We start from the raw sequence: 24,958 nt of genomic DNA, 5'->3' as shown, positions 1-24,958 counted from the left end.
GGCCCCCGCGGGGGCGGGCAAACTGGGGCGCGGGGGGGTGGCCCGGCTTCGGCCCGGTGGCCACCCCCCCGACACCCCACCCCCCGGGTCACCACCGCCAGTTGACGGTGGTACCCCGGTCGCGACGGGCATCCGGCTGTTACTTCAGCCAGTTGTGGTCACGGACGATGGGCAGCGTGGCCCAGACCTTGCCGAGACCCCAGGTGGCGCCGACGCCCGCCGCCGCGAGGGCGATCAGAACGACGGCATAGATGAGGTGGTAGTCGGCGAACGGGTTCGACGACATGCTCACCGTGCCGTCCGACAGCTGCTTCGCAGGCGGCCACTCAGCGATCCACATCAGCGCCATCAGCGCCGTACCCGCCACCGCAGCCAGCCGCAACGCAACACCGGCAACCAGCGCGACACCGACACCCAGCAGACCCAGCATGAACAGCCAGTTCACCCAACCGGCACCGGCCCAGTCATGGAACGTCGACTCCAGCGGACCCGCCGCCACCGAACTCAGAAAACCCTTCGTCGGCGAACCACCGTCGATCCAGCCCTTACCGGACGCAGTCGCGTAACCGAACCCGAACGTCTTGTCCAGGAACGCCCACAAGAAAACGAACCCGGTCAACAGACGCAGCGACGCGAAAGCATAGACACGCGTCGCAGTGGTCGCCGCCGTTGTGTCGGTGGCGGCCTGTGCCGTTCCGGTCCCCTGGAGGGACGGGAAGTGGAATCGCGACTGGTGTTGGGGGTGGTTCTGGACTGCCATGATGCTCATCCCTTTCGAGGGAACGATGCTTTGGATTCGACGACTCTCGTTGCGCCCTCAATGTCTCGCTGCGGGCGGTGGCAGCGCAGGGGCTGCAGGTCCCCGGTCGAGGGCCCGAACGGCCCTGTCTGCCGGGTCACTTGGCGGTGGGCACCACCGCGACAGGGCAGTGGGAGCGGTGCAGCAGGGTGTCCGCCACCGGACCCAGCCGCGGGCCGAACCGGTGTGTGCGGCCGTGCGCGCCGACGACCACGACGGCACACTCGCGCGTGGCCTCCAGCACGGCGTGCGCCGGGCCGGTGCGGACTGTGCGGCTCTCGACCTGGACACCGGGGTGCCGGTCGCTCAGCCGGGCCAGGGCGAAGCGCGGAACGGAGTTCTCCGCCCTTCCCTGCCGGGCGAGTTGCTCCTGGCCGGGGCTCGCCGCCGGGACCAGCGGGGGCAGTTCGGGGGTGACGTACCGTTGGGTCCAGGAGTGCAGGACGCGCAGTGGGACACCACGCCGCTCGGCCTCCTGGAAGGCGTAGAGCGCTGTGTCCTCGTCGTTGTCGCCATCCAGGCCGAGCAGCACGGGCCGTCCGTCGTCGCACGGGTGATCGCCGCGGACAACGAGCAACGGGCTGTGCACCTGCGCGGCCAGCCGCAGGCTCACCGAGCCGAACAGCAGGCCGGCGACGCCGCCCATGCCCCGGGTCCCCACGACGGTGAGATCCGCGCCCTCGCTCTCGCGCACGAGCGTGCGCACCGGACCGCCGACGGCGTCCCTGGTCACCACCGGCAGCTCGGGGTGACGTGCGCCGACACGCGTGACCGCGGACGCCAGTACCGGTCCGGCCTCGTCGCTGTCGGGCACGGCGTACACGACGACCAGTTCGACGCCTCGGCGCGAGGCTTCGTCCGCGGCCCAGTCCAGTGCCCGGACGGAGATCAGCGAACCGTCCACTCCGACGACCACATGATGGAGAGTCATGTCCCGTTTCCCTTCTGACTGTTGCGTGCTCACGCCGTTCGGCGGGAAGGGCCGCCCATGCGCACAACGGCTCCGCTGGCGATGCTCGTCCTGCGCGGACGGACCGGGTCAGGGGCCACGGGAACCTGCCGACACGACGTATGGCCCCTTCTCGTGGGGCCGTACGGTCCAGGCGTCGTCCTGTCACGGACTCACGTCTGTCAGCGCTGACTGGATGCAGGGAAACGGCCCATATCGAACATCGCCGCACGCTCGGAAGCGTCGAGCCATTGCCACGGCTCTGCCTATTGGCGCGCGTGGCGCGCCGCGGTCGCGCAGTGGCTCTACCGATCCGCCCCGTGGCGCAGCGTCGCCACCATGGCTTTGGAGGGTGCCTGACTCCGGCGGTGGGCAAGTCCTGAAGCCAGCAGGGCGGGTGGGATTCGGTGTCGGTCAGATTTGGCTCCGCCCGCACTGCTCGGTGTTGAGCAGACGGACCGCGATACCGCCGCCGTGATGACCGCCATCGCGGCAAGCCAGGCCCGCACGAGGGCGGCCGTGCAGTTGTCACGTGCCCTGCGGAAAAGGATGTTGCCGTGCCGCGGGCAGTCGGTCATCTGCAAGGTTCGCCAACTCTCCGGACGGTGGCCTTCATGGACCGCAACCTCACGCTTCAGGACCTTCAAGCCGTCGACCCCCGGTCGCTGCACTGCACGCCGGGAGGGACGCTCAACCCGGCCTCGCCGGACGACGCGGTCGCGCACCACCAAAGTCTGGTCTCCAGGCTGGTCCTCGCTCCCGAGGTCGGCGACCTGACCCGACAGCAGTTCGATCGGATGCGCACGGTATTCGTCCACGGCGTACTGAATTACGAACTCTTCACGATGGTGAGCGACGATGCCCGGCTGGCCTTCGAACAGGCGCTGCGCGACCGCTTCATGGCCTTCCACAAAGGCACTGTCGCCGTCCAGGACAGGGAGAGGCACGAGTACCGGATCTCCGCGACCGGCTATGGCGACTTCTTCCGCCAGATGCGAGACCTGAAGCTCACTGGGCCCAGGATCCAGATGGCCGGCCGCTGGACCGGCTTCAACGGGATGCTCGACGGGCTGATTTCCTGGGCACGCCGCGAGGGTCTGCTACGCGGCGGGCGCAGTCGGCGCGTGGAGACCTTTCTCCAGAAGATGCGCAACGAGGTAGCGCACGGGTCCTTCCACCTGGTGGGCCCGGGCGAAGCGCTCATGGCGCTGTCGACGCTGGCAGAGATCATCAATCAGCTCTGGGGGTGCCCGACCCCGGGCGGGCGCCTCTACCCGCAGCCGATCACCCGCGAGGTCATGTTCGTCAGCTGGACCAGCGCGGGAGACGAGTGCGTGGCCGGCCTGGCCGAGAACCTGGCCATCAGCGCCGCAGCAAAGGATGTGGGCTGGACGTACGTGCTGGTACGGGCCGTGCACTGGTCATAGGGATACGACGATCCCAACCTGCTGGAGTTCGACTCGCTCCATGCGACGACGGTCTACCCCACGGCCCCCTTGTGGGGGCCGGGCACCAGTGGTGAAGCCCAGGTGTGGCTGCGCGAGAACGACCCGCAGCCCGACGCCTGTGACTACTGGACCAGATCTTCCTCGTGCGCGTCCACGACAGTCATGTCCTCCTGCCGACGGAACCAGGCGTGGCCGCAGGGTTCAGCGAGCCGGATCGCCTCGGCAACTGGTACGCGATCCGCGCGGACGGGGGCCTGGAGGCCTTCAACCATGTCCGCTCTCTTGAGTCCGGCCTGGCAGGTCACGCACGGTCGGGTGAATGCCAGCAGTGCCCGGTGACCACACTGGCCCGAGGCGATCTCGACACGGCCCTGCAAGTCGCTGCGAAGTCCGGGGCGGACACTACGCCCCGCACCCCACCGGACGTCCGCACGCCCCCACTCCGGTACCCGCGCACCATCCCCCTGCCACCGCAGCCGTGACTGCGTGAGCCCGGAAGGCGGGAAGTGCTGATGCCACTGCTCCACCGCCAGCCAAAGCGCTCGCGGCTATCTGGGGGTCGGCAGCGGTCTTCTTCGCACCGGAACCACCTGCGCACCGGCCCTCAGCCGGAGGGCCCCGTAGGAACAGGCCCCGGTCATCAGGTCGCGCCGGTGAGATCCACCCCGTACATCGAGCGCCCGCCGACGAGTTCACGTCCCGTCACCAGTTCGGGCTCGACGCGGACGAAGACCTCCTGGGGCGAGGGCACCCAGGAGGACGGGCCGGTTCGGGTCAGGCGTGTGTGCTCGGCCGGGTCGGTCACCACGGTGGCCGACCCGGTGACGACGACGCTCCAGCCGGAGTGCGCGACGGCGTCGATCTCGTCCGCCTCGAAGGCGACCACCGCGCCGTCGATCGCGCGCACCAGTTCGGAGGCCGCGGAGGTGCACAGCAGCACCGCCCCGTCGTGGTCCAGAGAGAAGTTCACGGGCAGTACGGCGGGCAGGGCCTGGCGGGTGTGCACGATGCGGCCGACGAGCGCCTGACCCAGCCGACGCAGGCACTCGTGTCGTTCCAGTTCGCGGAATCCGTCGTTGGAATACATCAGCCAGTCCGTCTCTCGCCCAGAGCGCGGGTCTGCGGGCCTGTGGGTGTCACTCCATGTTTCGCCCGGCAGGGTCGGCGGGTGAAGAGCCATCAGTCCCGCTCGCTTCGGAGAATGTCCCCTGTCGCGTGGCGATCCGACGCCCGGTGAGGCTCAGTGCGTCGATACGGACCCACTCCTCGCGTGGGCCGCCGGCCCACGGCGTGCTGAACGCGTGTTCCGTCAGACGCCGCACGTCGTCCGCGTCGGTCACGGTCCGCGCCCGACCGAGCGCCAGCACGCTCCACCCTTCGCCGAACGCGTCGTCGATACGGTCGATCTCGAAGGTCACCTGGCAGCCCGCCGCCCGGGACGGCGTCGTACCTGGAGCGGTCCTGTAGACGATCGCACCGTCGATCACGCCGTAGTTGACGGGTACGACGACGGGCCCCGAGGCGGTCGGCACCGCGATCCTGCCCACTCCATGCGTCGACAGCAGCGCGCGGCACTCCTGGACGGTCAGCTCGGTGAACTCGGGGTCGGAACCTGCCCGGCCCGGTCCGGGCGTCTGGTCGCCGGCGCCTCCGGCGAGGTCCGTCACGGTCGTGTGCAGGACCTCGGCGAGCCTGAGGAGAACGCTCCGGCCCGGAGCGGCACCGGGAAACTCCTCCAGGTACTGGAGGTAGCTGGCCGCCATGCCCGCCCGGTCGGCCGTCTCCTCCCGGGAGAGGTCCAGCGCCGTGCGCCGTACGGCGATCCGGCGTCCGAGATCCCCCAAGGGTGAGCCTTCTGTCACGCTCATCGGGAACGGGTCAGGCATAGCTCGTCACGTCCTTTCGTCCTGCCGCCTGGACAGCGACTTCCTCGTGCCGGGTCCCGCCGAGCACCACCTTGAGGGCGCCGGTGTCGGCCGCCTTGGCGAAGACGTCGTACGCCTCCTCCATGTGCTCCAGCGGAAAGGTGTGGGTGACCAGCGCGCTGGTGGGCAGCCGGCCGGCCGCCGCCATGCGCAGCAGGGTGGGAGTGGAGTGGGTGTCGACCAGGCCGGTGGTGATGGTCACGTTCTTGATCCACAGGTCTTCGAGGTGCAGGGTCGCGGGCTTGCCGTGCACGCCGACGTTGGCGATGTGGCCGCCGGGGCGCACCATGCGGGTGCACAGTTCGAAGGTCTCCGGTACGCCGACCGCCTCGATGACGACGTCGGCACCCCTCCCGTCGGTGAGGTCGGCGATCAACTGCTCGGGGGTTTCGGTGGCGTCCACGACGGCGTCGGCGCCGAACCTCTTCGCCGCGTCCAGTCGGGAGGCGGCCAGGTCCACGGCGACGACCCGCTCGGGCGAGAACAGCCGGGCGGTGGCGATGGCCGCGAGTCCGACCGGACCGGCTCCGACGACGGCGACGGTGTCTCCGGGGCGCACCTGTCCGTTGAGCACGCCCACCTCGTACCCGGTGGGGAAGATGTCGGCCAGCAGGACTGCGTCCTTGGCGTCCAGTGTGCCGGGCAGTGGGTGGACGGAGAGGTCGGCCTGCGGGACGCGGACGTACTCGGCCTGGGTGCCGTCGATGAGGTGGCCGAGGATCCAGCCTCCGCCTCCGCGGCACTGGCCGTACATGGCCTTGCGGCAGTAGGCACAGCGCCCGCAGGCGGTGATGCACGAGACCAGGACCCGGTCCCCGGGCCGTACGGTACGTACGTCAGAACCGGCTTCCACGACCTCGCCGACCGCCTCGTGGCCGAGGAGGGTGCCAGGGCGCACCTCGGGCACGTCGCCCTTGAGGATGTGCAGATCCGTTCCGCAGATGGTGACGGCGTCGACGCGCACGATCACGTCAGTGGCGTCCTTGATGCCGGGATCCGGGACGTTGTCCCAGGAGGACTGTCCCGGGCCGTGAAAGACGAAGCCCTTCATGACGTTCCTTCCGCACTCGGTCAGCTGCCCCCGCGTGTCCAGCGTGTCCGGGTCCGTCGGTCCTCGCTTGGGCCGGTCGGCCCTCATCGACCGGCCGGACGGGGTCGTTGCGACCGGGTGGCTGCGAGCTGGACCGAACGGCCCAGGTCGAACAGTTGGACGGGTCCGATCGGCCCTTCCCTGCGGGACCGCCTGGCCGGTTGGCTCGCACCATGACCGAGATCCACACCACCGCCACCCTGCACTCCTCGGAACGTGTGATCGCCGGGACGACCGTCGTCACGCTGCGCGGCGAGATCGACCTCCTCACGGCACAGCCGCTGTCGGCACGTCTGGACACGCTGACCGCCGACCCACGCCCCGATCTCGTACTGGACCTGCGCTCCCTGTCGTTCATCGACTGTGCCGGGCTGAGTGTGCTGTGCCGGGCGCAGAACCGGATCGTGGCCCGGGGCGGACGGCTCCGGCTCGTCACGAGCAACACGGGCTTCCTGCGGATCCTGCGCCACGCCGTTCTCGGCGGCGTCTTCGAGATCCATACGCGGCTGTCGCACGCCCTGGCCTCCACGCCCGAGCCCGACGACGTCTGCGCCACAGCTGGCTGAACGGCCCATCAGGGCCCGGGACGCGGTGCCGACGTGGCACCCTGCAAAGCCTGTTCGGCCGCCCATGCCACGCCGCGTTCCCGACTGACACCTTCGTGGTGGTGACCACGACGAGGAGATGCGGATCTCTGAGCAACGGCAGGCATGTGAAGAAGCGGCTGTGGCGGCTGCGGAGCAACCCGTTGCTCCGACACGACGACATCGTCGAAGCCTGGATCGTCCTCGTCGTGTGGGCGGTCGTCGCAGTGGGTCGCGCACTCGCTGGCCTGGTGACGTCGCACGCCTCCGACGAGGTGTTCGCGACGCAGCGCGCCGAGCGACACTCGGTTCGGGCTGTCCTCCTCACGGACACCCCGTCCCCCACCTCGACGGTCGGCGGGGCCGGCAACCAAATCCAGGCGGAGATCCGCTTGACGACCGCTGACGGCACCCGTCGTACGGGCAGCACATTGAAGATCCACCATCTTGGAGTTGCTGGTCACAGAGCTGGTGTGAGTCGTTGATCGTGTGCTCGTGCTGGTCACGGGCAGTTGTCGAGGCTCAAGATCGTCCGACATGTCGGTGAGTACGGATGCGCTCACGGCCAACCATCGTCGTCATCTAACCGGCCAAACCGGCCTGCTCCGTAGTCGAGGCGCTGCGCCTCCTTGACCAACGACGCCAGCGGGTCGCACCCAGCGTGCCATCGACACCGGGCACGACGGCGCCTCCACGTGCGGAGACGGGTGAGCCACCTTCGGACCGTGGACTTCGTCAACGGGCTTGCCTCTCCAGGAAGTCGGTGCGCGTCGGCGCCCGGCAGTCGGCTGCGCCAGCAAAGCGCCATGGCGCGCCACCCCTTCCGCCACGTAGAAATATGCACCACCATGAGAGCCGCGAATCCGGTCACACCACCGGAAATTCGCACAATCTTGCGCTCTGTCAAAGGTCCCGCTCCCCCCGCACGCCGCCCCCCACAGAGGAGAGCCGTTGAGAAAACACGCCCAGCAAGCAGTGGAATGGCTCGCCGCCGCCGCGATCGACCCCCGCGCCTGCAAGCGGGAATGGCACTCGGATACCGGCACCGCAGTACTGGCTGCCGGCCGGTTCTGGGACGTGCTGAGCGTGCCGGAGGAGCTGGGCCTGTTCGCCCTCGACGTGCTGCTGCGCTCCCCGCGCCACGAACCCGGTCCCACCCTCGCCGACTTCGCCTCCCACCGGCTGGGGTTCTTCCTGCCGCCGGATCCGCGCACTCGCTGGGTCGGCGATGGTGTTCGCTACGCGAGCCATGGCGCTTGGATCGCCGTCCCGTCGCCTCAGCGGGCCACCGGCGTTCTGCGCTGGCTGGTGCCGCCGGACGGCAGCGGCACCCTCCATACCCCCGCCGCCGTGGAAGTAGCACTCCAACAAGCCGCCGGGATACTCGCCACCCTGCTCAACCCGGCCTCACCCCACGGCCCCGGCGCGCAAACATCAGCCACCGAGGCCCGAGCCCGTACGCATCACCTGCGCCGGCCGGGCTGACGGCCTGCGCCGCTGAGGACTGCTCAGCCTGCGCCGGCCGGCGCGATGGTCACGCGCTCCCAGCACGCAGTGCCGATTCCGGACTCCATGCCGTCAGGCGTCCCGGTCGTGGGCGGGGCGGCCAAGGTGGCCCACTGGGCGTCGTGCCAGCCAGGCACTATGCGCCCCCTCACCCACCACTCGGCCACCAGGGCGGCGTAGATCGGCGGGTTCATCTCGTGCGCGTCGGCGAGCTCGGCATCCGGCCGGTGGTGCAGGAGGCGCCCTGTCGCGGTAGATGTGCGGTCCATGCCGTCGCAACGTATCCAGTACGCCGGTGGTACGCCAGCGCTTACGGATGCAACCGCATGGGGTGAGTATGCCTCCCCCGATCGGGGCCATGTACTTGTCGGATAACCGCGGTGGTGGGTCATGACGGGCCACCACCGCCGAACCAGGACCGGGCGTTGGGCATAGAACACTGACCAACCCGGGAACGCGGGGACGCGATCGTCGCCCGATCTGGCCGGGGGTGACTCAGCCCATCCAGGCAACCGATAGGGCAGCAGCGGCGATCGTGGTCGCGGCGTCATCGGTGACCTCGGATTCGTCGGCCTGGACGACGATGTGAACGACTCGGTGGTCATCACCGGCTACAAGGCCGCCCGCACCAAACCCCTCACGTCAGCGAAGAAGCAGGCCAACAAGCTGATCGCGTCCGTCCGCGCGGACTGCGAACATGCCTTCGCCCACCTGAAGAACTGGCGCATCCTCGCCAAGCTGCGGTTGTCGCCCCGTTACGCGGCCACGCTGCTGCGGGCACTGCTCGTGCTGACCCGCACCAAAGTCACCCCCTGACAGACGATCTTGAGAGAAGGCAATCGCCCACGACCAGCACGAGCACAAGATCACTGACTCACACCAGCCCCAACGACCTGCAGGTTCGAAGTTGGTGGATCTTCATTGGTGGAGACGGGGCAGCAAGCCGGATCCGAGATCACGGTCTGGCTGGACGCCGCAGGGGCAATCTCACCACCGAACCGCCGAGCCCGACCGAAGCGACTCTCGAATCCGCCTTCCTGGGCTTGACCGCCTCGCTCGCCTTCGCCGGTATGGCGTTCGGCACCGGGGCCGTCGCACGTTATCGGCTGGAACGGCGCCGTATCGACTCCTGGGCACGGAGTGGAACCCGGTTGGGTCGACGACGCTGTCGTTACGCCACTCGCGGGCGCTGGCTGCATGAATTATGGTCTCTCGCTGAGCATTGCTCCGCTCGCCTCGTAGCGCTTTCCGATCTGGAGGCCTCCACGGCCGAGCGTCGACATCTCCCGGGCACAAACACGCCGGAGCCACTCTTCCGGGCGGTTGCACGGGAGAGTGAACCTACCCGCAGTCAATATTACTGCGCAAATTCAGCTCAGCCGTATCCCGAGTGGTGCATGGATCGCACTCTTTTCTTCGACTGCCAAGCACCGAATTCCGTAGTGTGCCCGCGTGATCGTGCCGGGTGCATCGCCTGCGACACGTCTAGCGTGATCACGCCTTCAACGGTCAGATAACTGCAGGCAGTGGCCAGATTCTGGTCGCGGACCCCAAGATCATGAAGCTCTCCCCCCTGGGTTATGCGCGCGAGGGCGGCCGCCTTCCGAGGCGCGCGTGCGTGATCTTCTTGCGATGGCCTTCTGTTCCGCCGGCCGTGCCATGTCGTCACACCTGGCGAGAAATTATGGTTTTGCAACCACCCGGCCCATTAAGCATTTCTACGCATTACGCGGTACCCCTCGCAGAAATCATCGATTGGCACACTCCTCAGTAATATGCCAGCGCCAGGTACAGGCGATTCTGTGCGACCGGGAACCGCCAAAACCACCCGCTCAAAGGAGTTGGCCCCTCGATGACGCTGAATATCCCTGAAGCGCCGCTACGGCGCACCATGTCGGTCTGGTTCGCGGCGCTGACAGCCGTGGTGATCGCCGCTGTGGTACTCGCGATGACGCCGACACGTGCAAGTGCCGTTGCCACACCCGTACCTCTCGGTACGGCGACCAGCTTCGCCGTACTGGCCGGTTCACAAGTCACCAACACCGGGCCCTCGTCGATCACCGGTGATCTCGGTGTGTCGCCGGGAACGGCCATCACCGGATTCCCGCCCGGCACCGTGATCGGAGCCCAGCACTCTGCGGACGCGGTGGCCCTCCAGGCCAAGAGCGACCTGGTCACGGGATACAACAATGCCGCCGGTCAGGCGCCGGACGTCACCTACCCCACTGCTCCCGACCCCGTGGAGCTCGGTGGCAGGACGCTGGATCCGGGCGTCTACAAAGCACCCATCTCCGCAGGCATCACCGGCACGCTCACGCTCGACGCGCACGGTGACCCCAATGCCGTATGGGTCTTCCAGATCGGTTCGACCCTGACGACGGCATCCGGCAGCAACGTGTCGCTCGTCAACGGCGCCTCGCCGTGCAACGTGTACTGGCAGATCGGCAGTTCGGCCACCCTCGGCACCAACTCCACGTTCGTGGGCACCATCATGGCCCAGGAGTCGATCACCGTCACGACGGGAACGACCATCGCCGGCCGGGCGCTGGCCCGTACCGGCGCCGTGACACTGGACAACAACACGATCAACCGCGGTACGTGTGCCGCCGGCGGAACCACCGGTGGTCTGATCACGGGTGGCGTTGTCGCCGGTGCCACGTCGGGCGGCGCCACAGCGGGCACGACGGGAAGCACCACGGTCGGCGTCATCGGCGGCGTGCCGACGGGTGGCGGAACCGGCGGTCTTCTCGGCGGTGTCCTGACGTCGGGTGGAACCACCGGCGCGGTGGGCGGTCTCATCGCGGGCGCCACCACAAGCGGTACCACGGGGGCCACCACAAGCGGCACCACGGCCGGTACGAACGGTGGTGCGACGGGCGGCTCGACCGGTGGAAACGGCCATCACGATCACGGCCACAAGCCCGGCGGCCATGACCATGGCGGGAAGCCCAACGGCCACGACCACGGCGGAAAGCCCGAAGAGCACGGCGGTTACGGCGGGCATGAAGGCAAGCCCGACAAGCCCGAGGGCTATGGCAGCGATCACGAAGGTCACCACAAGAAATCTGCCTAGCTCCAGCTCCCCTTGAGCGAGCAGGACGAGCGGCGCGCGACGGATCGTTGTCGATCCCGCCCCGCGCCGTTGGCGAAATCTCAGGAGAGACAGTGAGAGAAGCCAAGATGGAAAGGCCGGGTGGGGCCGTGCCGGACGGCATCGAAACGGTGGACGTCGACGAACCGGACCGGATCGGCGCCGAGCCGACAGGGCAGGCGGGGCAGACAGACCGGGGCGGGACAACCCTTCCCCGCCAAGGGCCTTCGGGGCCTCCGCCCATCCTGCTGAAGGTGGGGACGAACGCCGCCGTGGCCTTGTGTCTGGCGACGGCCCTGGTCCACGTTCTCCTCGTGTTTCTGCACGTGGCGCCCCCGAATCCCCTCTCCCGGCAGTACAGCCGGCAGGTCAACGCATGGGTCTTCCCCCTGTTCGAGCAGAACTGGCGCCTCTTCGCACCGGATCCGGAGTCGGTCAACCGGCAGATCTCGGCAAGGACCATGCACACCGCCCCGGACGGCAGGGTGCACGTGAGCAGCTGGGTCGATCTGAGCGGCGTCGACAACTCGGCGGTGAGGCATGACGTCTTCCCGAGCCACACCGCGCAGAACATGCTGCGGCGGGCCTGGAGTTCGTACCTCGAAACCCATGGTGGCGACGACCGGCCCCGCTCGGAGCGGGCGCTGATGATGCAGAAGTACCTGACCGACATCGCGGCGGACCGCATCACCGACCACCGAGGCGGCACTTTCGAGTCCGTCCAGCTGCGGGTGATCACTGTGCCCATCGCCGCGCCGGCCGACGGGCCCGGCCCCGGTTCGACCGCTGCCGCGCCGAAGTCTGTCGAAACGCGGTATCTGCCCTGGTGGAAGGTGGCCTCCCATGGAAACTGAGCAGGCACTCGCTCCGCACCGACGTACCCCACGTATCCCCGACGGGTCGGACGCCGGCCCGCCGCGCCGCGGACCGGAGCGGATCGGTGCGTTTCTCACCGTCCTGACCGAGCAGCCGATTTCCCTCTACGCCGCGGCCGTTCTGCGCATCGGCTACGGATTCCTCTACCTCGTCTTCCTGCTGCGTGAGTTTTCGTACCGCGACGAGATCTGGGGGCCCGGGTCACCGTGGACGCCCGAGCTGGCAAGGCAACTGTTTGACCAGACAGGGTGGTTGAGCATCCTCACCCTTTCCGACAGCCGGCCGTACTTCGAGACCTGCTACGCGCTGGCCCTCGTCACGTCCGCGCTGTTCTTGCTGGGCTGGCGGACCCGGGTGGTGTCCGTGCTGTTCGCGGTCGTGGTGGCGTCGTTCCACGCCAGGGCGATCTTCATGACCGACGGAGGAGACAACCTCATCCTCCTGATGGCCCTCTACCTCGTCCTCACCGCATGCGGCCGACGCTGGTCCCTGGACGCGCGCAGAACCCGTCGCCGAGCCTCCGCGAGGAAGGGGGAAAGCGGCTCGACAGACTCAGGAGCAGGCGAGTTCCGGCATCAACTGGCCATGTCCCGCCGGACCTTGACGGCAGTACTCCACAACTGCGGCATGTTCGTCATCGCGGCCCAGGTCTGTTTCCTCTACGGATCCGCGGGCCTCTACAAGGTGCAGGGCGGCTCCTGGGGCAACGGCACCGCCCTCCACTACGTCCTGAACCTCGACCTGTTCCGGCCCTGGCCCGAACTCTCCCTCCTGGCGGACGAGCACGACGTGCTGATCGCCATCGCCTGCTACCTGACCGTGCTGGTACAGGTCGCCTTCCCGTTCGTCCTGTTCGGACGGCTCAAATACCCGGTCCTGACCATGCTGTTGGGCATGCACCTGGGCATCGCCGTCCTCATGGGCCTGCCGCTCTTCTCCGGCGCGATGATCATCGCGGACGCCGCGTTCCTACCGGACCGCTTCTACCGGTCGCTGGGCCAGCTCTTGCGGCCCGTTGGCCGATGGGCGCATGTCGGGGAGGCGGGGGCTTCGGCCGGTGGAGGGGAGGCACTCGTACCGCCGCAGCCGACACCGTCGAGCCAGTGAGGGGCCCGTTCTGTGAGCGCGTCGGTCAGGCGGATGGTGACTTCGTCGAGGGCGCCGGAGCTGGGCAGGGGCCGCCGGGGTCAATGGTGCCTCGGCGGGGCTTCAGCCGGCTCGGCCGGCGGTGCGGCAGGACGTGCGCCTCTCACCGGCGAGGCCCAGCACGGAGGCGAGCAGGACCAAGGGAGCAGTAGCTGGAACGATCAGCGCGTACTTGTGGAAGGAACCGCATACGACACAGTCCCGCTCGCCCACGATCTGGGTGAGCGGAACTGCGTGCCTCGTTGTCAGTTTTCGTCGGCCGCCTCCAATGCGCGTTCGATCTGTTGGTTCGCGCGCTGCTGGTTGCGGTGGATGGCCTTGGCGTAGAAGCGGAACAGGACCGCGATGCTGTGGCCTGCCCGGCGTGCGAATTCGGCCGGGGAGTCGCCGGGCTCAAGCCACAGCGAGACGCCCATATGCCGGAGGGAGTACGGCACGTCAGCCAGTGGGGAGGCTGCCTCAGATTCCGACAGCGCTGCGAGGCGGGCTGCCTTCCGCACCTCCCCGCACTCCTTGGACAGGAGGTGACCCCCTGGGCCGCACGAAACAGCCGGCCGTCCTCGGCCGTACCGAACTCCTGGATGTGCTTGCGGACCAGGCGCACGAGAACCGGCGGAATCGGTACCGGCCGCGGCGCCTTGCGGGCCCGCTTCTTCAGGCCGCACGTATCGAACTACTCGCCCGTGTGGGTCCATCCGGAGCCGACTCCGGACATGCTCGTGGAGAAACAGGACTTCACCCCAGCCCTCTTCGGTAAGGGTGAAGTCGTTCTCGCGGAGACTGGCTGTCTCACCAGGGCGGTTGGCCGCGTAGTAGAGGCAGCCGAAGAACGCCATCAAGTGCCGCCCGCGCTCGCCCTGTTCACCGACAGCATCGATAAACGCCCTTGCCAGCTTGGAGCCGGGGACGAACCGGAAGTCGATCTCGTCGTCGGTCTCAGGCGCGGTCCAGTCGACCTTGTCGAGGGGCAGGGTCGTCAGCAACTCCCGCTCCACCGCGTACCGGAGACAGTTGCTGAAGACCGTCCGCTTGCGGTTCACCGTGTTCTCGGCAGCGGCCGTACCGTCCTGCTTCAGCATCAGCGCGTCGAGCGCCGTCCGCACCACCGTGACTCAGCCGGGCTGAACGCACTGCTCGGAGTCTGGCGGCAAGCGAACGAGAGCAGGGCCGTGCTGGTACTGGCGCGCGTGCCCGAGCCGTTGCGGCGGATCCTTGAGATGACCGGGGCGGATCAGTTCCTGCGGGTGTATGACACTGTCACCGAGGCGGAAGCCGTCTTCGGCGGCTGAGCCTCACTGTCGACAGCGAGTCCAACGAGGTCGCCGATGCGGAGGCCGTCTTCCGCCGGGTGACGGAACGGCTGGTCGAGGTTGAGGGTGTACTGGTTGCGCCGTCCGGCCCGTTGGCGGTGCAGATAGCCCGCCTGTTCGAGGTCGGAGACGATGGCCTGGACCGCTCGTTCGGTGATCTGGCAGGCATCGGCGAGGGTTCGCAGCCGGGCGGTCGGGTCCCGGACGATGGCCAGCAGCACCCTGGCGTGACTGGTCAGAAATGTCCACCGCCGCTCTGGGTGATTCATCGCTCAACAGCCCCCTCCGCTTCGGTTCGGCGAACACGCGTTGAGGAATACCAGAAATCCTCTTCCCTCATGGTGGCAGGGACTGCCGGTGCGAATCCACGAGTGCCGGATGCGTGTCCTTGAGTGCGACGAGAGACTGAGGGGTGACGGCAACGACGGCACACACAGACCCAAGGTCACGATCGCCAGCGATCAGTCCGAAGGCAGGCGGAGCCGCCGCCCAGCACCTTCGCCGTCAAGGTCGGCCTGCTCCCCGTACAGGTGTTGATGCCGCGCCGATACGCAGCCAGCCCCGCCGGACTGCGCGCCGTCACGGCCGTCGTCACCTTCAACAGCGGCCTACAGCCGGGCATCGTGCACACGCTTGTGCAGCGGACCGTTCAGTTCCTGTCCCTCCTGGTCTGGCAGGCCCTCCCTCTGCAGGTCGGCAACTGCCGTGTGGTCAGGACCGGCAACAGAGCTGACGGATGTGGCTTCAGGACGGCGTCGGTGCCGGCGGCGTAGTTCGTCAGCGCCCCAGACGATGAAGGGGAACGGTGCGACCAGGGCCCATTGGCCCGCGGACAACGCTTCCGTGCCCAGCACGGTGTGGGCCATGGGGATGTACACCCCGGCCACGGCGAAGGCCATGGCGAAGCCGAGGGCGGCCAGGAGGGGTTTGTTGGTGAACAGGCCGACACTGCGCAGTGAGGCGTGTTCGGTACGCACAGCCATGGCCGTGCCGAGCTGGCAGGCGACGATCCCGACCCAGGTGATGGTGGTGGCCTGCCGGTAGGCGTGGTGGAGGGGACTGCCCGCGCCGACATCGTCGCCCGGGTGCCAGCCGGCGCGCAGCAGGACGATGAGGAAGGCCGCCATGACCAGCGCGGCGGAGATCAGTCCGAGGAAGCCCCAGGCGCGGGCCAGCATGGCACGGGTGATGACGTTCTGGGAGCGGGGACGCGGGGGACGTTGCATGGCGCCGGGTTCGGCGGGTTCCCGGCTCAGTGCGAGCGCAGGCAGGGTGTCGGTCCCCAGGTCGATCGCGAGGATCTGCATGACGGTCAGCGGGAGCGGGATCGCCCCGCCGGAGAGGGCGAAGACCAGGAAGGGAACGACTTCGGGGACGGCGTGGGCGAAGATGTAGAGGATGAACTTGCGGACGTTGTCGTAGATACGGCGGCCGGCCTCGATGGCCGAGACGATGGTGCTGAAGTCGTCGTCGGTGAGCACCATCGTGGAGGCTTCCCGGGCGACATCGGTGCCGGAGCGGCCCATCGCGATCCCGATGTCGGCCCTGCGCAGCGCGGGTGCGTCGTTGACACCGTCGCCGGTCATGGCGACGACCTGGCCCTCGGCGCGCAGCGCGTCGGCGATGCGGAGCTTGGCTTCGGGTGTGCTGCGGGCGAAGACCACTTCGCCTTCCGAGGCCAGGAGTTGGTCCAGCTCCGGTTCCGAGAGCTGGTCGAGTTCGGTGCCGGTGATGACGTGCGGCTTGTCGTCGCCGATGCCGACCTTGCGGGCAATCGCCGCGGCGGTCACTCCGTAGTCACCGGTGACGACGTGCACGCGGATACCGGCCTGATGGGCACGGGTGATCGCGGCCGCCACCTGGGGTCGGGGAGGGTCGGTCATGGCGACCAGGCCGAGCAGGCACAGGTCGAGTTCGGCCTCCTCGCGCTGGGCGGGGACCGGTGCTCCGGCGGGCAGTTGGCGGACAGCGACGGCCAGGACGCGCAGCCCGGCCTCCGCGTAGGCGTTCATGGCCGAGGTCACGGCGGCACGGTCGTCGGCCGTCAACGGGCGTACGCCGCCCGGATGTTGGAGGTAGGAGCACCTGGGGAGCACCTCTTCGGGTGCGCCCTTGGTGTGCACCGTAAGGACGGCACCGCCTTCCCCGTCGTGCTGCTCGACCACGGTGGTCATGAGCTTGATCCGTGAGTCGAAGGGGAACAGGATCCGGCGCTGCAGGGCGCGCTGATCAGGGGTGACCGGACGGCCGAGGGCTGCGGCCAGCTCCAGCAGGGCGAGTTCCGTGGGGTCCCCCTTCGCCTCGGCCGTAGCGCTCCCGGGCAGTTCGGCGTTGGTGCACGCCGCGGCAGATCGCACCACGAGGTCGGTCTGCGGCGTCGGCACCTGTGGGTCCGCGGAACCCTCGGATGTCCAGAGGGAGGTGACGCGCATGTGGTTCTCGGTGAGGGTGCCGGTCTTGTCGGTGCAGATCACCGTCGTCGAGCCGAGTGTCTCCACCGCGCTGAGGCGTTTGACGACGGCGCCGCGCCCGGCCAACTCCCGGACGCCCACGGCCAGTGCCAGGGTGATGGTGGGCAGCAGCCCCTCGGGCACGTTGGCCACCAGCAGGCCGATCGCGAAGCTGATCGCCGCGCTCCAGCCCAGTCCGGCCAGCAGGCCCAGAGGCAGGAAGCCGACCCCCACTCCGACGGCGACCGCGGCGATCAGCCAGGCGACCCGTTTGACCTGGTGTTCCAGCGGGCTGTCCTCCCGTGACACGCGCGCGGTGAGGGCGGCAATACGGCCCAGTTCGGTGTGCATCCCCGTCGCGGTGACCACCGCGAGAGCCTCTCCGCCCGTGCACACCGTCCCGCTGAACAGGACGTCGCGCGCCTGAAGGAGTGGAACGTCGGTGTCCATGGTCTCGGCGGAGCGGGCGACCGGCTCGGACTCCCCGGTAAGCGTGGAGATGTCGACCTGCACCGCACCGCTGAGCAGCCGGGCATCGGCGCAGATGCTGTCGCCCTCGGCCACTACCATCACATCCCCCGGGACCAGAGCGACGGCCTTCTCTTGTCGCGAGCGACCGTCACGCACTACCCGGGCGTGAGAAGGGAGGAAGGCCGCGAGTGCCTCTACGGCCCGCTCCGCCTGTACCTCCTGGAAGAACGCGAACGCCGCGTTGAGCACGATCACGGCCGTGATCGCCACCGCCAGGGTCGGACTCCCGCTGACCCATGCCAGTACCGCGGCCACCGCGAGGACCAGTGCCAACGGATGGGTGAACTGCCGCGCGAGCTCGGCGGGCCAACGGGTCCCGCCACGGCGAACCAGTTCGTTCGGCCCGTAGACCTGCAGCCTCCGCGCCGCCTCCCGCTCCGACAGTCCCCCGGCCGAACTGCGCAGATGTTGCAGCAGCAGAGTCAGCGGCTCCAACGGATCGGCAAGCCGTGACCCGGCCCCGTCACGTTCCGCCACGGGATCACGTACGACATGCTCATGGACCACTGCGCCCACCGCCTCCGGAAATTGGCAGCACGCCACGCTCCGGCCCTCGAAGACGTTCCTCCTCGGCCCGGTCGGCGCATGCTGCTGGTGTGCCGCGGCTCATGGCATCTGCCGTACGGGCCGCGCTCTCGGTCTCATTGACACGCGGGACCCACCACGCCAGAAAGGGGCCACTCGGTCATAGGAAGAGCCGGCTGGTCCCGTCGTGGTCACCGAGACCGGCCGCCTTGGTCGCCGACAGCATCGCCGACCGTGTGATCGCCAGGCTCCGTGCGGCCTGCGCCCAAAGCGCCCGGGACGCCCATGCCACCGCTTTGGGCATCACGCCGAGTCGACCCTGGAGGGGAGAGTCCCTCTCCGCCGGCATCGGCTGAACTTCCTCGGGAATCCCCGTGGCATGTCGGGACCGTTCGGCCCAAGCGGCAGACGTACGCGGCGAGCAATGCTGGACACACGGCGGCCCGCGGTCCGCACCGCGTCCCACGCCCCGCTCACGTGGCAGCGTGGCTCACGCGCCGCCGACCCATCACCGGGACCTCGCGACAACGACGTGGTCCTCATCCGAGGAGCAGCACATGGAAGTTCTGGTCTTCCTTCTGATCGTCGTCGCCGTTCTTGCCGTCCTGGCACTCGCGATGGCCGTGAAAATCGTCAAGCAGTACGAGCAAGGAGTGCTGTTCCGCTTCGGTCGCCTGGTCGGAACCCGGTCTCCAGGACTGCGGATCATCATCCCGTTCGTCGACGTCCTGCACCGGGTGTCCCTGCGGATCGTCACCATGCCGATCCAGTCCCAGGGCATCATCACCCGGGACAACGTGAGCGTGGACGTGTCGGCGGTCGCCTACTTCCGGGTGGCCGACGCGGTGAAGTCGGTCATCGCCGTCGAGAACGTCCATGCGGCGATCAACCAGATCGCCCAGACCACACTGCGGAAAGTCGTCGGACAGCACACGCTCGACGAGACGCTCTCCGAGACCGACCGCATCAACCTCGACATCCGCGAGATCCTCGACGTCACCACCGCGGACTGGGGCGTTCAGGTCACGCTGGTCGAACTGAAGGACATTCAGCTGCCCGACACCATGAAGCGCGCCATGGCCCGCCAGGCCGAGGCCGAGCGGGAGAAGCGAGCGAAGATCATCAACGCGGAGGGTGAGTCCCTGGCCGCCGCCGCGCTCGGCGACGCCTCCGACACGATGATGGCCCACCCCCTGGCCCTCCAACTCCGCAACCTGCAGAGCCTGGTGGAGATCGGCGTCGACAAGAACACCACCGTCGTCTTCCCCGCCCCCCTCATGAGCACCATCGGCGAACTCGGCTCCTTCCTCGCCCGGGAAACGGCCGCGGCCACCTCACCGGCACTGCCCGCCGACCTCACCAAGACGATCCCGGCCCCCACGTCGAACGGCGTGCCAGAGACCGTGTGACCGCCGTACACCGAGGTTGCCCATGCGGGTGGAAACCGAGCGCAAGATATCCAACTCGACATCGAGCCCCGAGCGGAGCCGCCTTCTCAGCGCGCCAAGCGGCAGGTGCGCCAGCCTCGTCCGTCGCGCGCCAAGACCCCGCGTTCCCCTTCGAGGTTTTCGAGGTGGTACCCGACCGACGATGTGCTTTTCGTCCCCTTCCCTCGCCGACCTCCACCAGCTGATCGGCGTCAGCGGCATCGAGACCGAACTGGAGACCGACCTGCCCGACGGACTCCCGCCCACCCTCCAGCGCGCCGTCTATCGCACGGTCCAGGAGGCACTCACCAACGTCCGCGAACACGCCCCCGGCGCCACCGCGACCGTCCGCATCCACCACCGCGAAGGCGCCCTCCACACCAGCGTCACCAACACCGCCCCGCACTCCCCCTGCTCGGCGCCCACTACGGCCTCGTCGGCCTGGGCCAACGCGCCGAACTCCTCGGCGGCACCATCGCCTCCGGCCCGACGACCGACGGCGGTTACCGACTCAACCTGGAACTGCCTGTCGACGACTCCTCCTGACCTCCGCGCCTTCGAGCGCATCGCCTGCGAGAGCGAGTCCACGAGCATTAGGCGTCGTTTCCTGAAGCCGCCTGTCGCACTCACGCGCACGATGGCACTGGCCTACGGGCCTCTCCTCGTGTCCGTCACCGGTCAAGGCCCTTGATTCCCGGCCGAGCTCCTACCGCACGTCTTCGACCGCTTCACCCGCGTCGAGACGAGCCGCCGGCACCCCGATCGGGTCTCAGCCGCGGGCTCGTCGCCGTCTCGCACGACGGGAGCGCCCGCGCCAAGAGCAGCACGTCCGCCGTCGTCACGCTCGACATCGCCTGCTGAGGCGGCCGGCGTCACACACAAGTCGGTGTCATGCCGTGCGGAGCGGCGGTGGACGAGGCCAACCGCCGCTCCGGCGGCGAGCAGAACCGCGAGTGCCGCGTAGCCGTGGGTGATCTTCCACAATGCCCTGGACATCGCGGAGATCGTCCGCCAGCTCTTTGAGGAGGGCTGGGAGATTGACCCGGAGGACTTGGCGCATATCTCGCCGTACCTGACCGAACACATCAAACGGTTCGGCGAGTATTCCACCCACGAACTCGGCATCCAGCCCGACGTGTAAGACCCGAACCTGAACGTCGACTTCACTCAGCTCCGCAAACAGGAACCGACCGCCTCCGGCTTCGGCGCAGCCGCCTGACCCGGCAGAACACGGGCCGGTCCCGGCGCCAGCGCAGGGCGACGGGGACGAAGCAGGGCGTACATCCCCGGCCGCGCCACTCAGCCAGGACGCAGCACAGAGTGGCGCCGCGGGATGCTCAAAAGAGGTGACCGGCGACCTGGTGCCAGGCGTCGACCACCTGAGCGAGCTGGGTGCTGAGCCCGCACCCGCTGGGCGAGCGGATCCGGCGAGACGGTGAGATCCGTACCGCCGCCGGTGACGGTCGGCTGGGGTGGATCGACGTGCGGGACATCGCGGCAGCCGCCGCGGCCCTGCTGACTGATCTTGACGCAGTCCCCGGCGATCAGCATGACTACCTGCTCACCGGCCCGCAGGCGCTGAGTCACAAGGAGGCGGCGGCGATCATCACCGTCGGCACCGGACGGCCGGTCCGGGTAGTCCACGCGAGTGCGGACCAGCAGGCAGCCGATCGGCGGGCCGCGGGCATACCCGCAGGGTTCGCCGCGATCCTCGCCGACGCCGACGCCAGCGTCCGGGCCGGCCGGGAAGACGAGCTCAGCACCGCGGTACTCGATCTGACGGGCCATCCGCCCCGCACCTTCACCCAGTTCGTCCAAGAGCACGAGGCCCGATGGGCAGCACCAGCCACTTGAGTTCGGGGATCAGCCCAAACGCCAGCCGTCGCATCGCGACCAAAGCAATATAAAACGCTTCAAGGTCTGCGGCCCGACAAGGAAACCCTGAGAACGAAGCTGCACACGCCCTCGGCACCCGCTTCTACTCCGCCCTCCACGCGGGAGACTGGCCCGCCATCCACGCCCTCCTGCACGACGACGCGACCTGGACCCTCCCGGGCGACCAGGACATCTCCGGCACCACCGCCGACGCTGTCATCGCCCAACTCCAGAAGGTCGCCGGATACGGCGTCCGTTCCGAACTGCTGAACATCCTGACCAGCCAAGAGAACATGGTCCCGTACCAGCACAACACCGCACGCCGTAGTGAGCTCGACCCCGACGAGCACCTCGCCACGGTCTGCCGCCTGCGCGACCGGCGCATCGCCGAGGTCGACACCTTCACCTCCGACGGCCCGGGAACGAACGCCTTCTTGATCTGACCCACCTGCTTCGCGCCGCGCTCCCAGATCCCCGACAGGCACAGCGACCGCCGCTCGGTGACGCAGCCACGCCGGCCTCCCGGCGCTTGGCGGAACCGTCGACCGGTGGTCGCTGTGCGTGCTTGACCTTCGAGTCCACGTCCAGATGAATGCGGGACGAGGTCCGCCCCGGCACACCTGATCGTCGAAGACGTGCAGCCACCGCTCCATCTCGTCCCCGTTGCCCAGCCGTTGGAGGAAGCAGGCGCACAGCTCGACCACCAGCCATTCCGTCAGCAGCAGGGATCCACGTGGCCGTCTACGCGGCGGTCACGGTCCGCTCCCGCAACGCTCGCAGCTCGATCCGGCGGAGGGTCTGAAATCGGCACTGTCGTCGACCGTCGGTATGGCGCGGCTGCCGGGGGGAGGCCGGAGGGCTGCTGTCAGCGCCGGCCCTCGGCGAGTTTGGCCAGTGTTTCGGCGATGCCCGGCAGGAGGTCGGCCGGGATGTGGTCGAGGACTCGGCGCCGGGCGCTGGCCAGGTGCGTGGGCTGAGCTGCGTGCATGGCTTGCAGTCCGGTATCAGTGAGGACGGCTTCGCTGCCGCGTGCGTCCTCGCTGTGGCGTTCCTTGCGCACCAGGTCGTGGCGGGACAGGCCTTCGATGATGCGCGTGATGCGCGGCGGGGTGACGCCGGAGGCCTCAGCGAGGGCGGACATGCGCATACGGCGGTCGGGCGCCTCGCTCAGCAGTAGCAGGACGGCGAACTCGGTCATGGTCACGCCGGTGCGAGCCATGTCCTGCTCCAGCGTGCGCGGCAGGGAGTGGACCAGGCGTCCCAGGCTCTGCCACAGCAGCAGCTCATCGGCGGTCAGTGGATCGACGGGGGGAGTGGTGTCGGTGGCGGTGGGCTCCATGCGTCCACTGTATTTGACTAGTTAAGCAAGCGATGTGATGCTTGCTTAACTAATTAAGTAAGAGGTGGTTGCATGTCTCCCCGAGCACCCGCACCCGACGGATTCCAGCACGATGTCGCCGATGTCGGCGGTGTCGATGGCGTCCAACTCCACTACGTGGCCGGCGGATCCGGCCCCGCCGTCGTCCTCGTGCACGGCTGGCCGTTCAGCTGGATCGAGTGGCGGGCGCTGCTGCCCCTGCTCGCGGCACGAGGCTTCACGGTCATCGCGCCCGACCTGCGCGGATCCGGCGACTCACAGATCCCGCCCGGCCACTGGACCAAGCGCGAGGAGGCCGAGGACCTCCACCTCCTGCTGCGGCACCTGGGCCACGACCGGGCCTTCGTGGTCGGCACCGACGTCGGCACGATGACCGCGCACGCATGGGCCCAGGCCCGTCCCGACGACGTGGCCCGGCTGGTGCTCAGCGAGGCGTTCCTGCCCGGCTACGGCCTGGAGGAGCACATGAACCCCGCCACCGGCGGTTCATGGCACTTCGGCTTCCACGCCCAGAGCGACCTGGCCGCGATGCTCACCGCCGGCAAGGAGGAGCAGTACCTGTCGGGCTTCTGGTCGATGATGACCGGCGGCGGCATCACCGACGCCGACCGCGCCGACCTGCTGCGCGCCCACACCCGCCCGGACGCGATGCGCGGCGGCTTCGAGCACTACGCCACCCTCGTCCAGGACGGCGAGACGGCCCGAGCCGGCGACCGCCTGACCATGCCCGTCCTCGTCCTGAACGGCGAACACGGCCTGCCCCAGGACGTGTTGCTGGCGGGCGCCCGCGCAGCCGCGACCGACGTGCACCACGACACCGTCCCCGGCGCCGCGCACACCTTCGCGGCCGACAACCCGGACTGGACGGCCGACCGGCTCGCCCGGTTCTTCACCACCACCCCCGCCACCTGAACGCCTCGCCTGAACCCCTCAGCTGAACTCCCCGCCCGAACCCGTCACTTGACCCCGCCGCCCGACGCGCGGCACGACACAGCACCCGGAGCACTTCTCATGCAGATCCTCGTCATCGGCGCCACCGGCTACGCGGGCCGCCGTGTCTCAGCCGCCCTCGCCCGCGCCGGACACACCGTCCTGGGCCTGGCGCGCGACATCTCCGCGCCCGCGGCCCGTGCTCTCACCGCGGACGAAGTCACCCCCGTAGAGGGCGACTTCACCAAGTCGGACACCTGGCGCGACCACCTCGACGGCACCGACGCGGTCGTCCACCTGCTGATGGACTTGAGCGACCCCGTCGGCGGCGACCAGCGCCTCTTCGCCGAGCTGCTCGCCGCCCAAGAGGGGGACGGCCGTCGCCGCCATCTCGTCTTCACCACCGGCATCTCCTCCTACGGCCGCACCGGCCTGCCCCTCATGGACGAGAACACCCCCGGAAACCCCGAGAGCCCGATCGGCTTCCGCTTCGCGCTGGAACGGGAGTTGGCCGCGTCCGGCCTCGCCCACACCGTGGTCCGCCCCGGGTTCATGTACGGCGGCCCCGCGACCACATCCATGACCGCCCAGTGGTTCGCCGCCGCCGAGGCGGGCAACCCCGTCTTCTACGGCGACCCCGCCAAGCGCTGGAGCTGGGTCCACGTCGACGACCTCGCCGACGCCTACGTCCGCATCCTCGACAACCCCGCCGCCGTGGACGGGGAGACCTTCGTCATCGCCGACGACCAGCGGCTGACCGCCCTGGACATGCAGCGCACCGCCGTACGGGCCGCCGGCCACGCCGGCGAGATCGCCCTGGAGAGCGCGGAGGCGGGCGGCATGATGCAACTGGCCGCCGACCAGGACGAGTTGGTCACCAGCGCCAAGGCCCACCGCCTCCTGGGCTGGATCCCACGCCACACCTCCTTCACCGACGACCCCGCCCGCCACTACCGCGCCTGGAAGGCCGCCCGCCCCGCCGCATGACACGCACCCGGGTGCGGGTAACGCGTTCAGCGCCCCGCACTCCGGTCCCCGTCTCTCCCGCCGCACGGACCTCGCGTACCGAGCCTGGGCCCAGAGCCACCCCGCCTGACCCGAGAACGACCCGAACGAGC

At 68.8% G+C, this 24,958-nt stretch carries 25 protein-coding genes and 2 pseudogenes; 16 read left to right on the top strand and 11 right to left on the bottom strand.

The features are described from left to right. Positions 1–139: 139 nt before the first annotated feature. Both ACFWP5_RS20290 and ACFWP5_RS20285 read right to left on the bottom strand, forming a co-directional pair. A complete protein-coding gene (locus ACFWP5_RS20290) occupies positions 140–760 on the bottom strand; it encodes a hypothetical protein (RefSeq protein ID WP_384158029.1) in 621 nt (206 codons plus the stop codon). Positions 761–896: 136 nt separating this feature from the next. Next, positions 897–1,730: a universal stress protein gene (locus ACFWP5_RS20285; RefSeq protein ID WP_384158026.1), complete on the bottom strand. Its 834-nt coding sequence runs from the start codon at positions 1,728–1,730 to the stop codon at positions 897–899. Positions 1,731–2,362: 632 nt separating this feature from the next. On the opposite strand from ACFWP5_RS20285, the gene ACFWP5_RS20280 reads away from it, so the two are divergent. Further along, positions 2,363–3,175: a hypothetical protein gene (locus ACFWP5_RS20280; protein WP_384158023.1), complete on the top strand. Its 813-nt coding sequence runs from the start codon at positions 2,363–2,365 to the stop codon at positions 3,173–3,175. A 143-nt stretch (positions 3,176–3,318) separates the two neighbouring features. Here ACFWP5_RS20280 and ACFWP5_RS20275 read toward each other — a convergent pair whose 3' ends face one another. The 4 genes from ACFWP5_RS20275 to ACFWP5_RS20260 all read right to left on the bottom strand — a co-directional run bounded on the left by ACFWP5_RS20275 (position 3,319) and on the right by ACFWP5_RS20260 (position 6,172). After that, the gene (locus ACFWP5_RS20275; RefSeq protein WP_384158020.1) at positions 3,319–3,468 is read right to left on the bottom strand and encodes a hypothetical protein; all 150 of its coding nucleotides are present in this window, start codon (positions 3,466–3,468) and stop codon (positions 3,319–3,321) included. A 368-nt stretch (positions 3,469–3,836) separates the two neighbouring features. Next, on the bottom strand, positions 3,837–4,283 hold the full coding sequence (locus ACFWP5_RS20270; RefSeq protein WP_384158017.1) for a pyridoxamine 5'-phosphate oxidase family protein: 447 nt from the start codon (positions 4,281–4,283) through the stop codon (positions 3,837–3,839). A gap of 49 nt (positions 4,284–4,332) precedes the next feature. Further along, positions 4,333–5,082, bottom strand: coding sequence for a helix-turn-helix domain-containing protein (locus tag ACFWP5_RS20265; protein WP_384158014.1), 750 nt, complete (start codon positions 5,080–5,082; stop codon positions 4,333–4,335). Continuing rightward, entirely contained in the window at positions 5,075–6,172 is a 1,098-nt protein-coding gene (locus ACFWP5_RS20260) for a zinc-dependent alcohol dehydrogenase family protein (RefSeq protein WP_384158011.1), read from the bottom strand. The genes ACFWP5_RS20265 and ACFWP5_RS20260 overlap by 8 nt, the downstream gene beginning before the upstream one ends. A gap of 212 nt (positions 6,173–6,384) precedes the next feature. Between ACFWP5_RS20260 and ACFWP5_RS20255 the strand changes: the two genes are divergently transcribed. The 3 genes from ACFWP5_RS20255 (at position 6,385) to ACFWP5_RS20245 (ending at position 8,280) form a co-directional block, all read left to right on the top strand. Further along, the gene (locus ACFWP5_RS20255; RefSeq protein ID WP_384158008.1) at positions 6,385–6,777 is read left to right on the top strand and encodes an STAS domain-containing protein; all 393 of its coding nucleotides are present in this window, start codon (positions 6,385–6,387) and stop codon (positions 6,775–6,777) included. A gap of 182 nt (positions 6,778–6,959) precedes the next feature. After that, positions 6,960–7,280, top strand: a complete 321-nt coding sequence (locus ACFWP5_RS20250; RefSeq protein ID WP_384158005.1) for a hypothetical protein — start codon at positions 6,960–6,962, stop codon at positions 7,278–7,280. A 466-nt stretch (positions 7,281–7,746) separates the two neighbouring features. Continuing rightward, positions 7,747–8,280, top strand: coding sequence for a hypothetical protein (locus ACFWP5_RS20245; RefSeq protein WP_384158002.1), 534 nt, complete (start codon positions 7,747–7,749; stop codon positions 8,278–8,280). 23 nt (positions 8,281–8,303) lie between these two features. On the opposite strand, the gene ACFWP5_RS20240 is transcribed toward ACFWP5_RS20245, so the two are convergent. Continuing rightward, positions 8,304–8,570, bottom strand: a complete 267-nt coding sequence (locus ACFWP5_RS20240) for a hypothetical protein (protein ID WP_384157999.1) — start codon at positions 8,568–8,570, stop codon at positions 8,304–8,306. A gap of 280 nt (positions 8,571–8,850) precedes the next feature. On the opposite strand from ACFWP5_RS20240, the gene ACFWP5_RS20235 reads away from it, so the two are divergent. The 4 genes from ACFWP5_RS20235 to ACFWP5_RS20220 all read left to right on the top strand — a co-directional run bounded on the left by ACFWP5_RS20235 (position 8,851) and on the right by ACFWP5_RS20220 (position 13,375). Further along, positions 8,851–9,117: a transposase family protein gene (locus ACFWP5_RS20235; RefSeq protein WP_384158035.1), complete on the top strand. Its 267-nt coding sequence runs from the start codon at positions 8,851–8,853 to the stop codon at positions 9,115–9,117. 1,036 nt (positions 9,118–10,153) lie between these two features. Next, positions 10,154–11,374, top strand: coding sequence for an ice-binding family protein (locus tag ACFWP5_RS20230; protein WP_384157996.1), 1,221 nt, complete (start codon positions 10,154–10,156; stop codon positions 11,372–11,374). 92 nt (positions 11,375–11,466) lie between these two features. Next, positions 11,467–12,246, top strand: a complete 780-nt coding sequence (locus ACFWP5_RS20225) for a DUF5819 family protein (RefSeq protein ID WP_384157993.1) — start codon at positions 11,467–11,469, stop codon at positions 12,244–12,246. Further along, a complete protein-coding gene (locus tag ACFWP5_RS20220) occupies positions 12,236–13,375 on the top strand; it encodes an HTTM domain-containing protein (protein ID WP_384157990.1) in 1,140 nt (379 codons plus the stop codon). Before ACFWP5_RS20225 ends, ACFWP5_RS20220 begins: the two co-directional genes overlap by 11 nt. A gap of 284 nt (positions 13,376–13,659) precedes the next feature. Here ACFWP5_RS20220 and ACFWP5_RS20215 read toward each other — a convergent pair whose 3' ends face one another. Continuing rightward, on the bottom strand, positions 13,660–14,517 hold the full coding sequence (locus tag ACFWP5_RS20215; RefSeq protein WP_384158038.1) for a hypothetical protein: 858 nt from the start codon (positions 14,515–14,517) through the stop codon (positions 13,660–13,662). Between ACFWP5_RS20215 and ACFWP5_RS20210 the strand changes: the two genes are divergently transcribed. Further along, the gene (locus ACFWP5_RS20210) at positions 14,482–14,703 is read left to right on the top strand and encodes an STAS domain-containing protein (RefSeq protein ID WP_384158032.1); all 222 of its coding nucleotides are present in this window, start codon (positions 14,482–14,484) and stop codon (positions 14,701–14,703) included. The two genes, ACFWP5_RS20215 and ACFWP5_RS20210, sit on opposite strands and share 36 nt — an antisense overlap. On the opposite strand, the gene ACFWP5_RS20205 is transcribed toward ACFWP5_RS20210, so the two are convergent. Both ACFWP5_RS20205 and ACFWP5_RS20200 read right to left on the bottom strand, forming a co-directional pair. Next, complete coding sequence (locus ACFWP5_RS20205; RefSeq protein WP_384157987.1) at positions 14,646–14,993, bottom strand: helix-turn-helix transcriptional regulator; 348 nt, start codon at positions 14,991–14,993, stop codon at positions 14,646–14,648. The two genes, ACFWP5_RS20210 and ACFWP5_RS20205, sit on opposite strands and share 58 nt — an antisense overlap. A gap of 339 nt (positions 14,994–15,332) precedes the next feature. Next, on the bottom strand, positions 15,333–18,182 hold the full coding sequence (locus tag ACFWP5_RS20200; RefSeq protein ID WP_384157984.1) for a cation-translocating P-type ATPase: 2,850 nt from the start codon (positions 18,180–18,182) through the stop codon (positions 15,333–15,335). 605 nt (positions 18,183–18,787) lie between these two features. Here ACFWP5_RS20200 and ACFWP5_RS20195 point away from each other — a divergent pair. From ACFWP5_RS20195 to ACFWP5_RS20175, 5 genes and pseudogenes are all read left to right on the top strand, one after another. Further along, positions 18,788–19,639, top strand: a complete 852-nt coding sequence (locus tag ACFWP5_RS20195) for a slipin family protein (RefSeq protein WP_384157981.1) — start codon at positions 18,788–18,790, stop codon at positions 19,637–19,639. Between the two features lie 166 nt (positions 19,640–19,805). After that, positions 19,806–20,203, top strand: a pseudogene (locus ACFWP5_RS20190) (sensor histidine kinase); the annotation flags it as partial. A gap of 424 nt (positions 20,204–20,627) precedes the next feature. Continuing rightward, positions 20,628–20,798: a Tn3 family transposase gene (locus tag ACFWP5_RS20185; RefSeq protein WP_384157978.1), complete on the top strand. Its 171-nt coding sequence runs from the start codon at positions 20,628–20,630 to the stop codon at positions 20,796–20,798. 251 nt (positions 20,799–21,049) lie between these two features. Continuing rightward, complete coding sequence (locus ACFWP5_RS20180; protein ID WP_384157975.1) at positions 21,050–21,511, top strand: hypothetical protein; 462 nt, start codon at positions 21,050–21,052, stop codon at positions 21,509–21,511. A gap of 119 nt (positions 21,512–21,630) precedes the next feature. After that, positions 21,631–21,975, top strand: a pseudogene (locus ACFWP5_RS20175) (nuclear transport factor 2 family protein); the annotation flags it as partial. Between the two features lie 422 nt (positions 21,976–22,397). On the opposite strand, the gene ACFWP5_RS20170 reads toward ACFWP5_RS20175, so the two are convergent. Next, on the bottom strand, positions 22,398–22,871 hold the full coding sequence (locus ACFWP5_RS20170; protein ID WP_384157972.1) for a MarR family winged helix-turn-helix transcriptional regulator: 474 nt from the start codon (positions 22,869–22,871) through the stop codon (positions 22,398–22,400). A 72-nt stretch (positions 22,872–22,943) separates the two neighbouring features. On the opposite strand from ACFWP5_RS20170, the gene ACFWP5_RS20165 reads away from it, so the two are divergent. Both ACFWP5_RS20165 and ACFWP5_RS20160 read left to right on the top strand, forming a co-directional pair. Then, positions 22,944–23,822 carry an alpha/beta fold hydrolase gene (locus ACFWP5_RS20165; RefSeq protein WP_384157969.1) on the top strand — a complete coding sequence of 293 codons (879 nt, stop codon included), beginning with the start codon at positions 22,944–22,946 and terminating at the stop codon, positions 23,820–23,822. Positions 23,823–23,921: 99 nt separating this feature from the next. Next, the gene (locus ACFWP5_RS20160) at positions 23,922–24,827 is read left to right on the top strand and encodes an NAD-dependent epimerase/dehydratase family protein (protein ID WP_384157966.1); all 906 of its coding nucleotides are present in this window, start codon (positions 23,922–23,924) and stop codon (positions 24,825–24,827) included. Positions 24,828–24,958 lie beyond the last annotated feature (131 nt).

The sequence above is a fragment of the Streptomyces sp. NPDC058469 genome (assembly GCF_042721125.1).
GTDB lineage: Bacteria > Actinomycetota > Actinomycetes > Streptomycetales > Streptomycetaceae > Streptomyces.
The sequence above is the reverse complement of the archived record's forward strand: the minus strand, read 5'-3'. Positions and strand labels throughout refer to the sequence as shown.

What these genes read in the sequence shown, in the direction of transcription:
- ACFWP5_RS20290 (WP_384158029.1), bottom strand. Translation starts at nt 760, where the DNA reads ATGGCAGTCCAGAACCACCCCCAACACCAGTCGCGATTCCACTTCCCG.
- ACFWP5_RS20285 (WP_384158026.1), bottom strand. Translation starts at nt 1,730, where the DNA reads ATGACTCTCCATCATGTGGTCGTCGGAGTGGACGGTTCGCTGATCTCC.
- ACFWP5_RS20280 (WP_384158023.1), top strand. Translation starts at nt 2,363, where the DNA reads ATGGACCGCAACCTCACGCTTCAGGACCTTCAAGCCGTCGACCCCCGG.
- ACFWP5_RS20275 (WP_384158020.1), bottom strand. Translation starts at nt 3,468, where the DNA reads ATGGTTGAAGGCCTCCAGGCCCCCGTCCGCGCGGATCGCGTACCAGTT.
- ACFWP5_RS20270 (WP_384158017.1), bottom strand. Translation starts at nt 4,283, where the DNA reads ATGTATTCCAACGACGGATTCCGCGAACTGGAACGACACGAGTGCCTG.
- ACFWP5_RS20265 (WP_384158014.1), bottom strand. Translation starts at nt 5,082, where the DNA reads ATGCCTGACCCGTTCCCGATGAGCGTGACAGAAGGCTCACCCTTGGGG.
- ACFWP5_RS20260 (WP_384158011.1), bottom strand. Translation starts at nt 6,172, where the DNA reads ATGAAGGGCTTCGTCTTTCACGGCCCGGGACAGTCCTCCTGGGACAAC.
- ACFWP5_RS20255 (WP_384158008.1), top strand. Translation starts at nt 6,385, where the DNA reads ATGACCGAGATCCACACCACCGCCACCCTGCACTCCTCGGAACGTGTG.
- ACFWP5_RS20240 (WP_384157999.1), bottom strand. Translation starts at nt 8,570, where the DNA reads ATGGACCGCACATCTACCGCGACAGGGCGCCTCCTGCACCACCGGCCG.
- ACFWP5_RS20230 (WP_384157996.1), top strand. Translation starts at nt 10,154, where the DNA reads ATGACGCTGAATATCCCTGAAGCGCCGCTACGGCGCACCATGTCGGTC.
- ACFWP5_RS20220 (WP_384157990.1), top strand. Translation starts at nt 12,236, where the DNA reads ATGGAAACTGAGCAGGCACTCGCTCCGCACCGACGTACCCCACGTATC.
- ACFWP5_RS20205 (WP_384157987.1), bottom strand. Translation starts at nt 14,993, where the DNA reads ATGAATCACCCAGAGCGGCGGTGGACATTTCTGACCAGTCACGCCAGG.
- ACFWP5_RS20195 (WP_384157981.1), top strand. Translation starts at nt 18,788, where the DNA reads ATGGAAGTTCTGGTCTTCCTTCTGATCGTCGTCGCCGTTCTTGCCGTC.
- ACFWP5_RS20170 (WP_384157972.1), bottom strand. Translation starts at nt 22,871, where the DNA reads ATGGAGCCCACCGCCACCGACACCACTCCCCCCGTCGATCCACTGACC.
- ACFWP5_RS20165 (WP_384157969.1), top strand. Translation starts at nt 22,944, where the DNA reads ATGTCTCCCCGAGCACCCGCACCCGACGGATTCCAGCACGATGTCGCC.
- ACFWP5_RS20160 (WP_384157966.1), top strand. Translation starts at nt 23,922, where the DNA reads ATGCAGATCCTCGTCATCGGCGCCACCGGCTACGCGGGCCGCCGTGTC.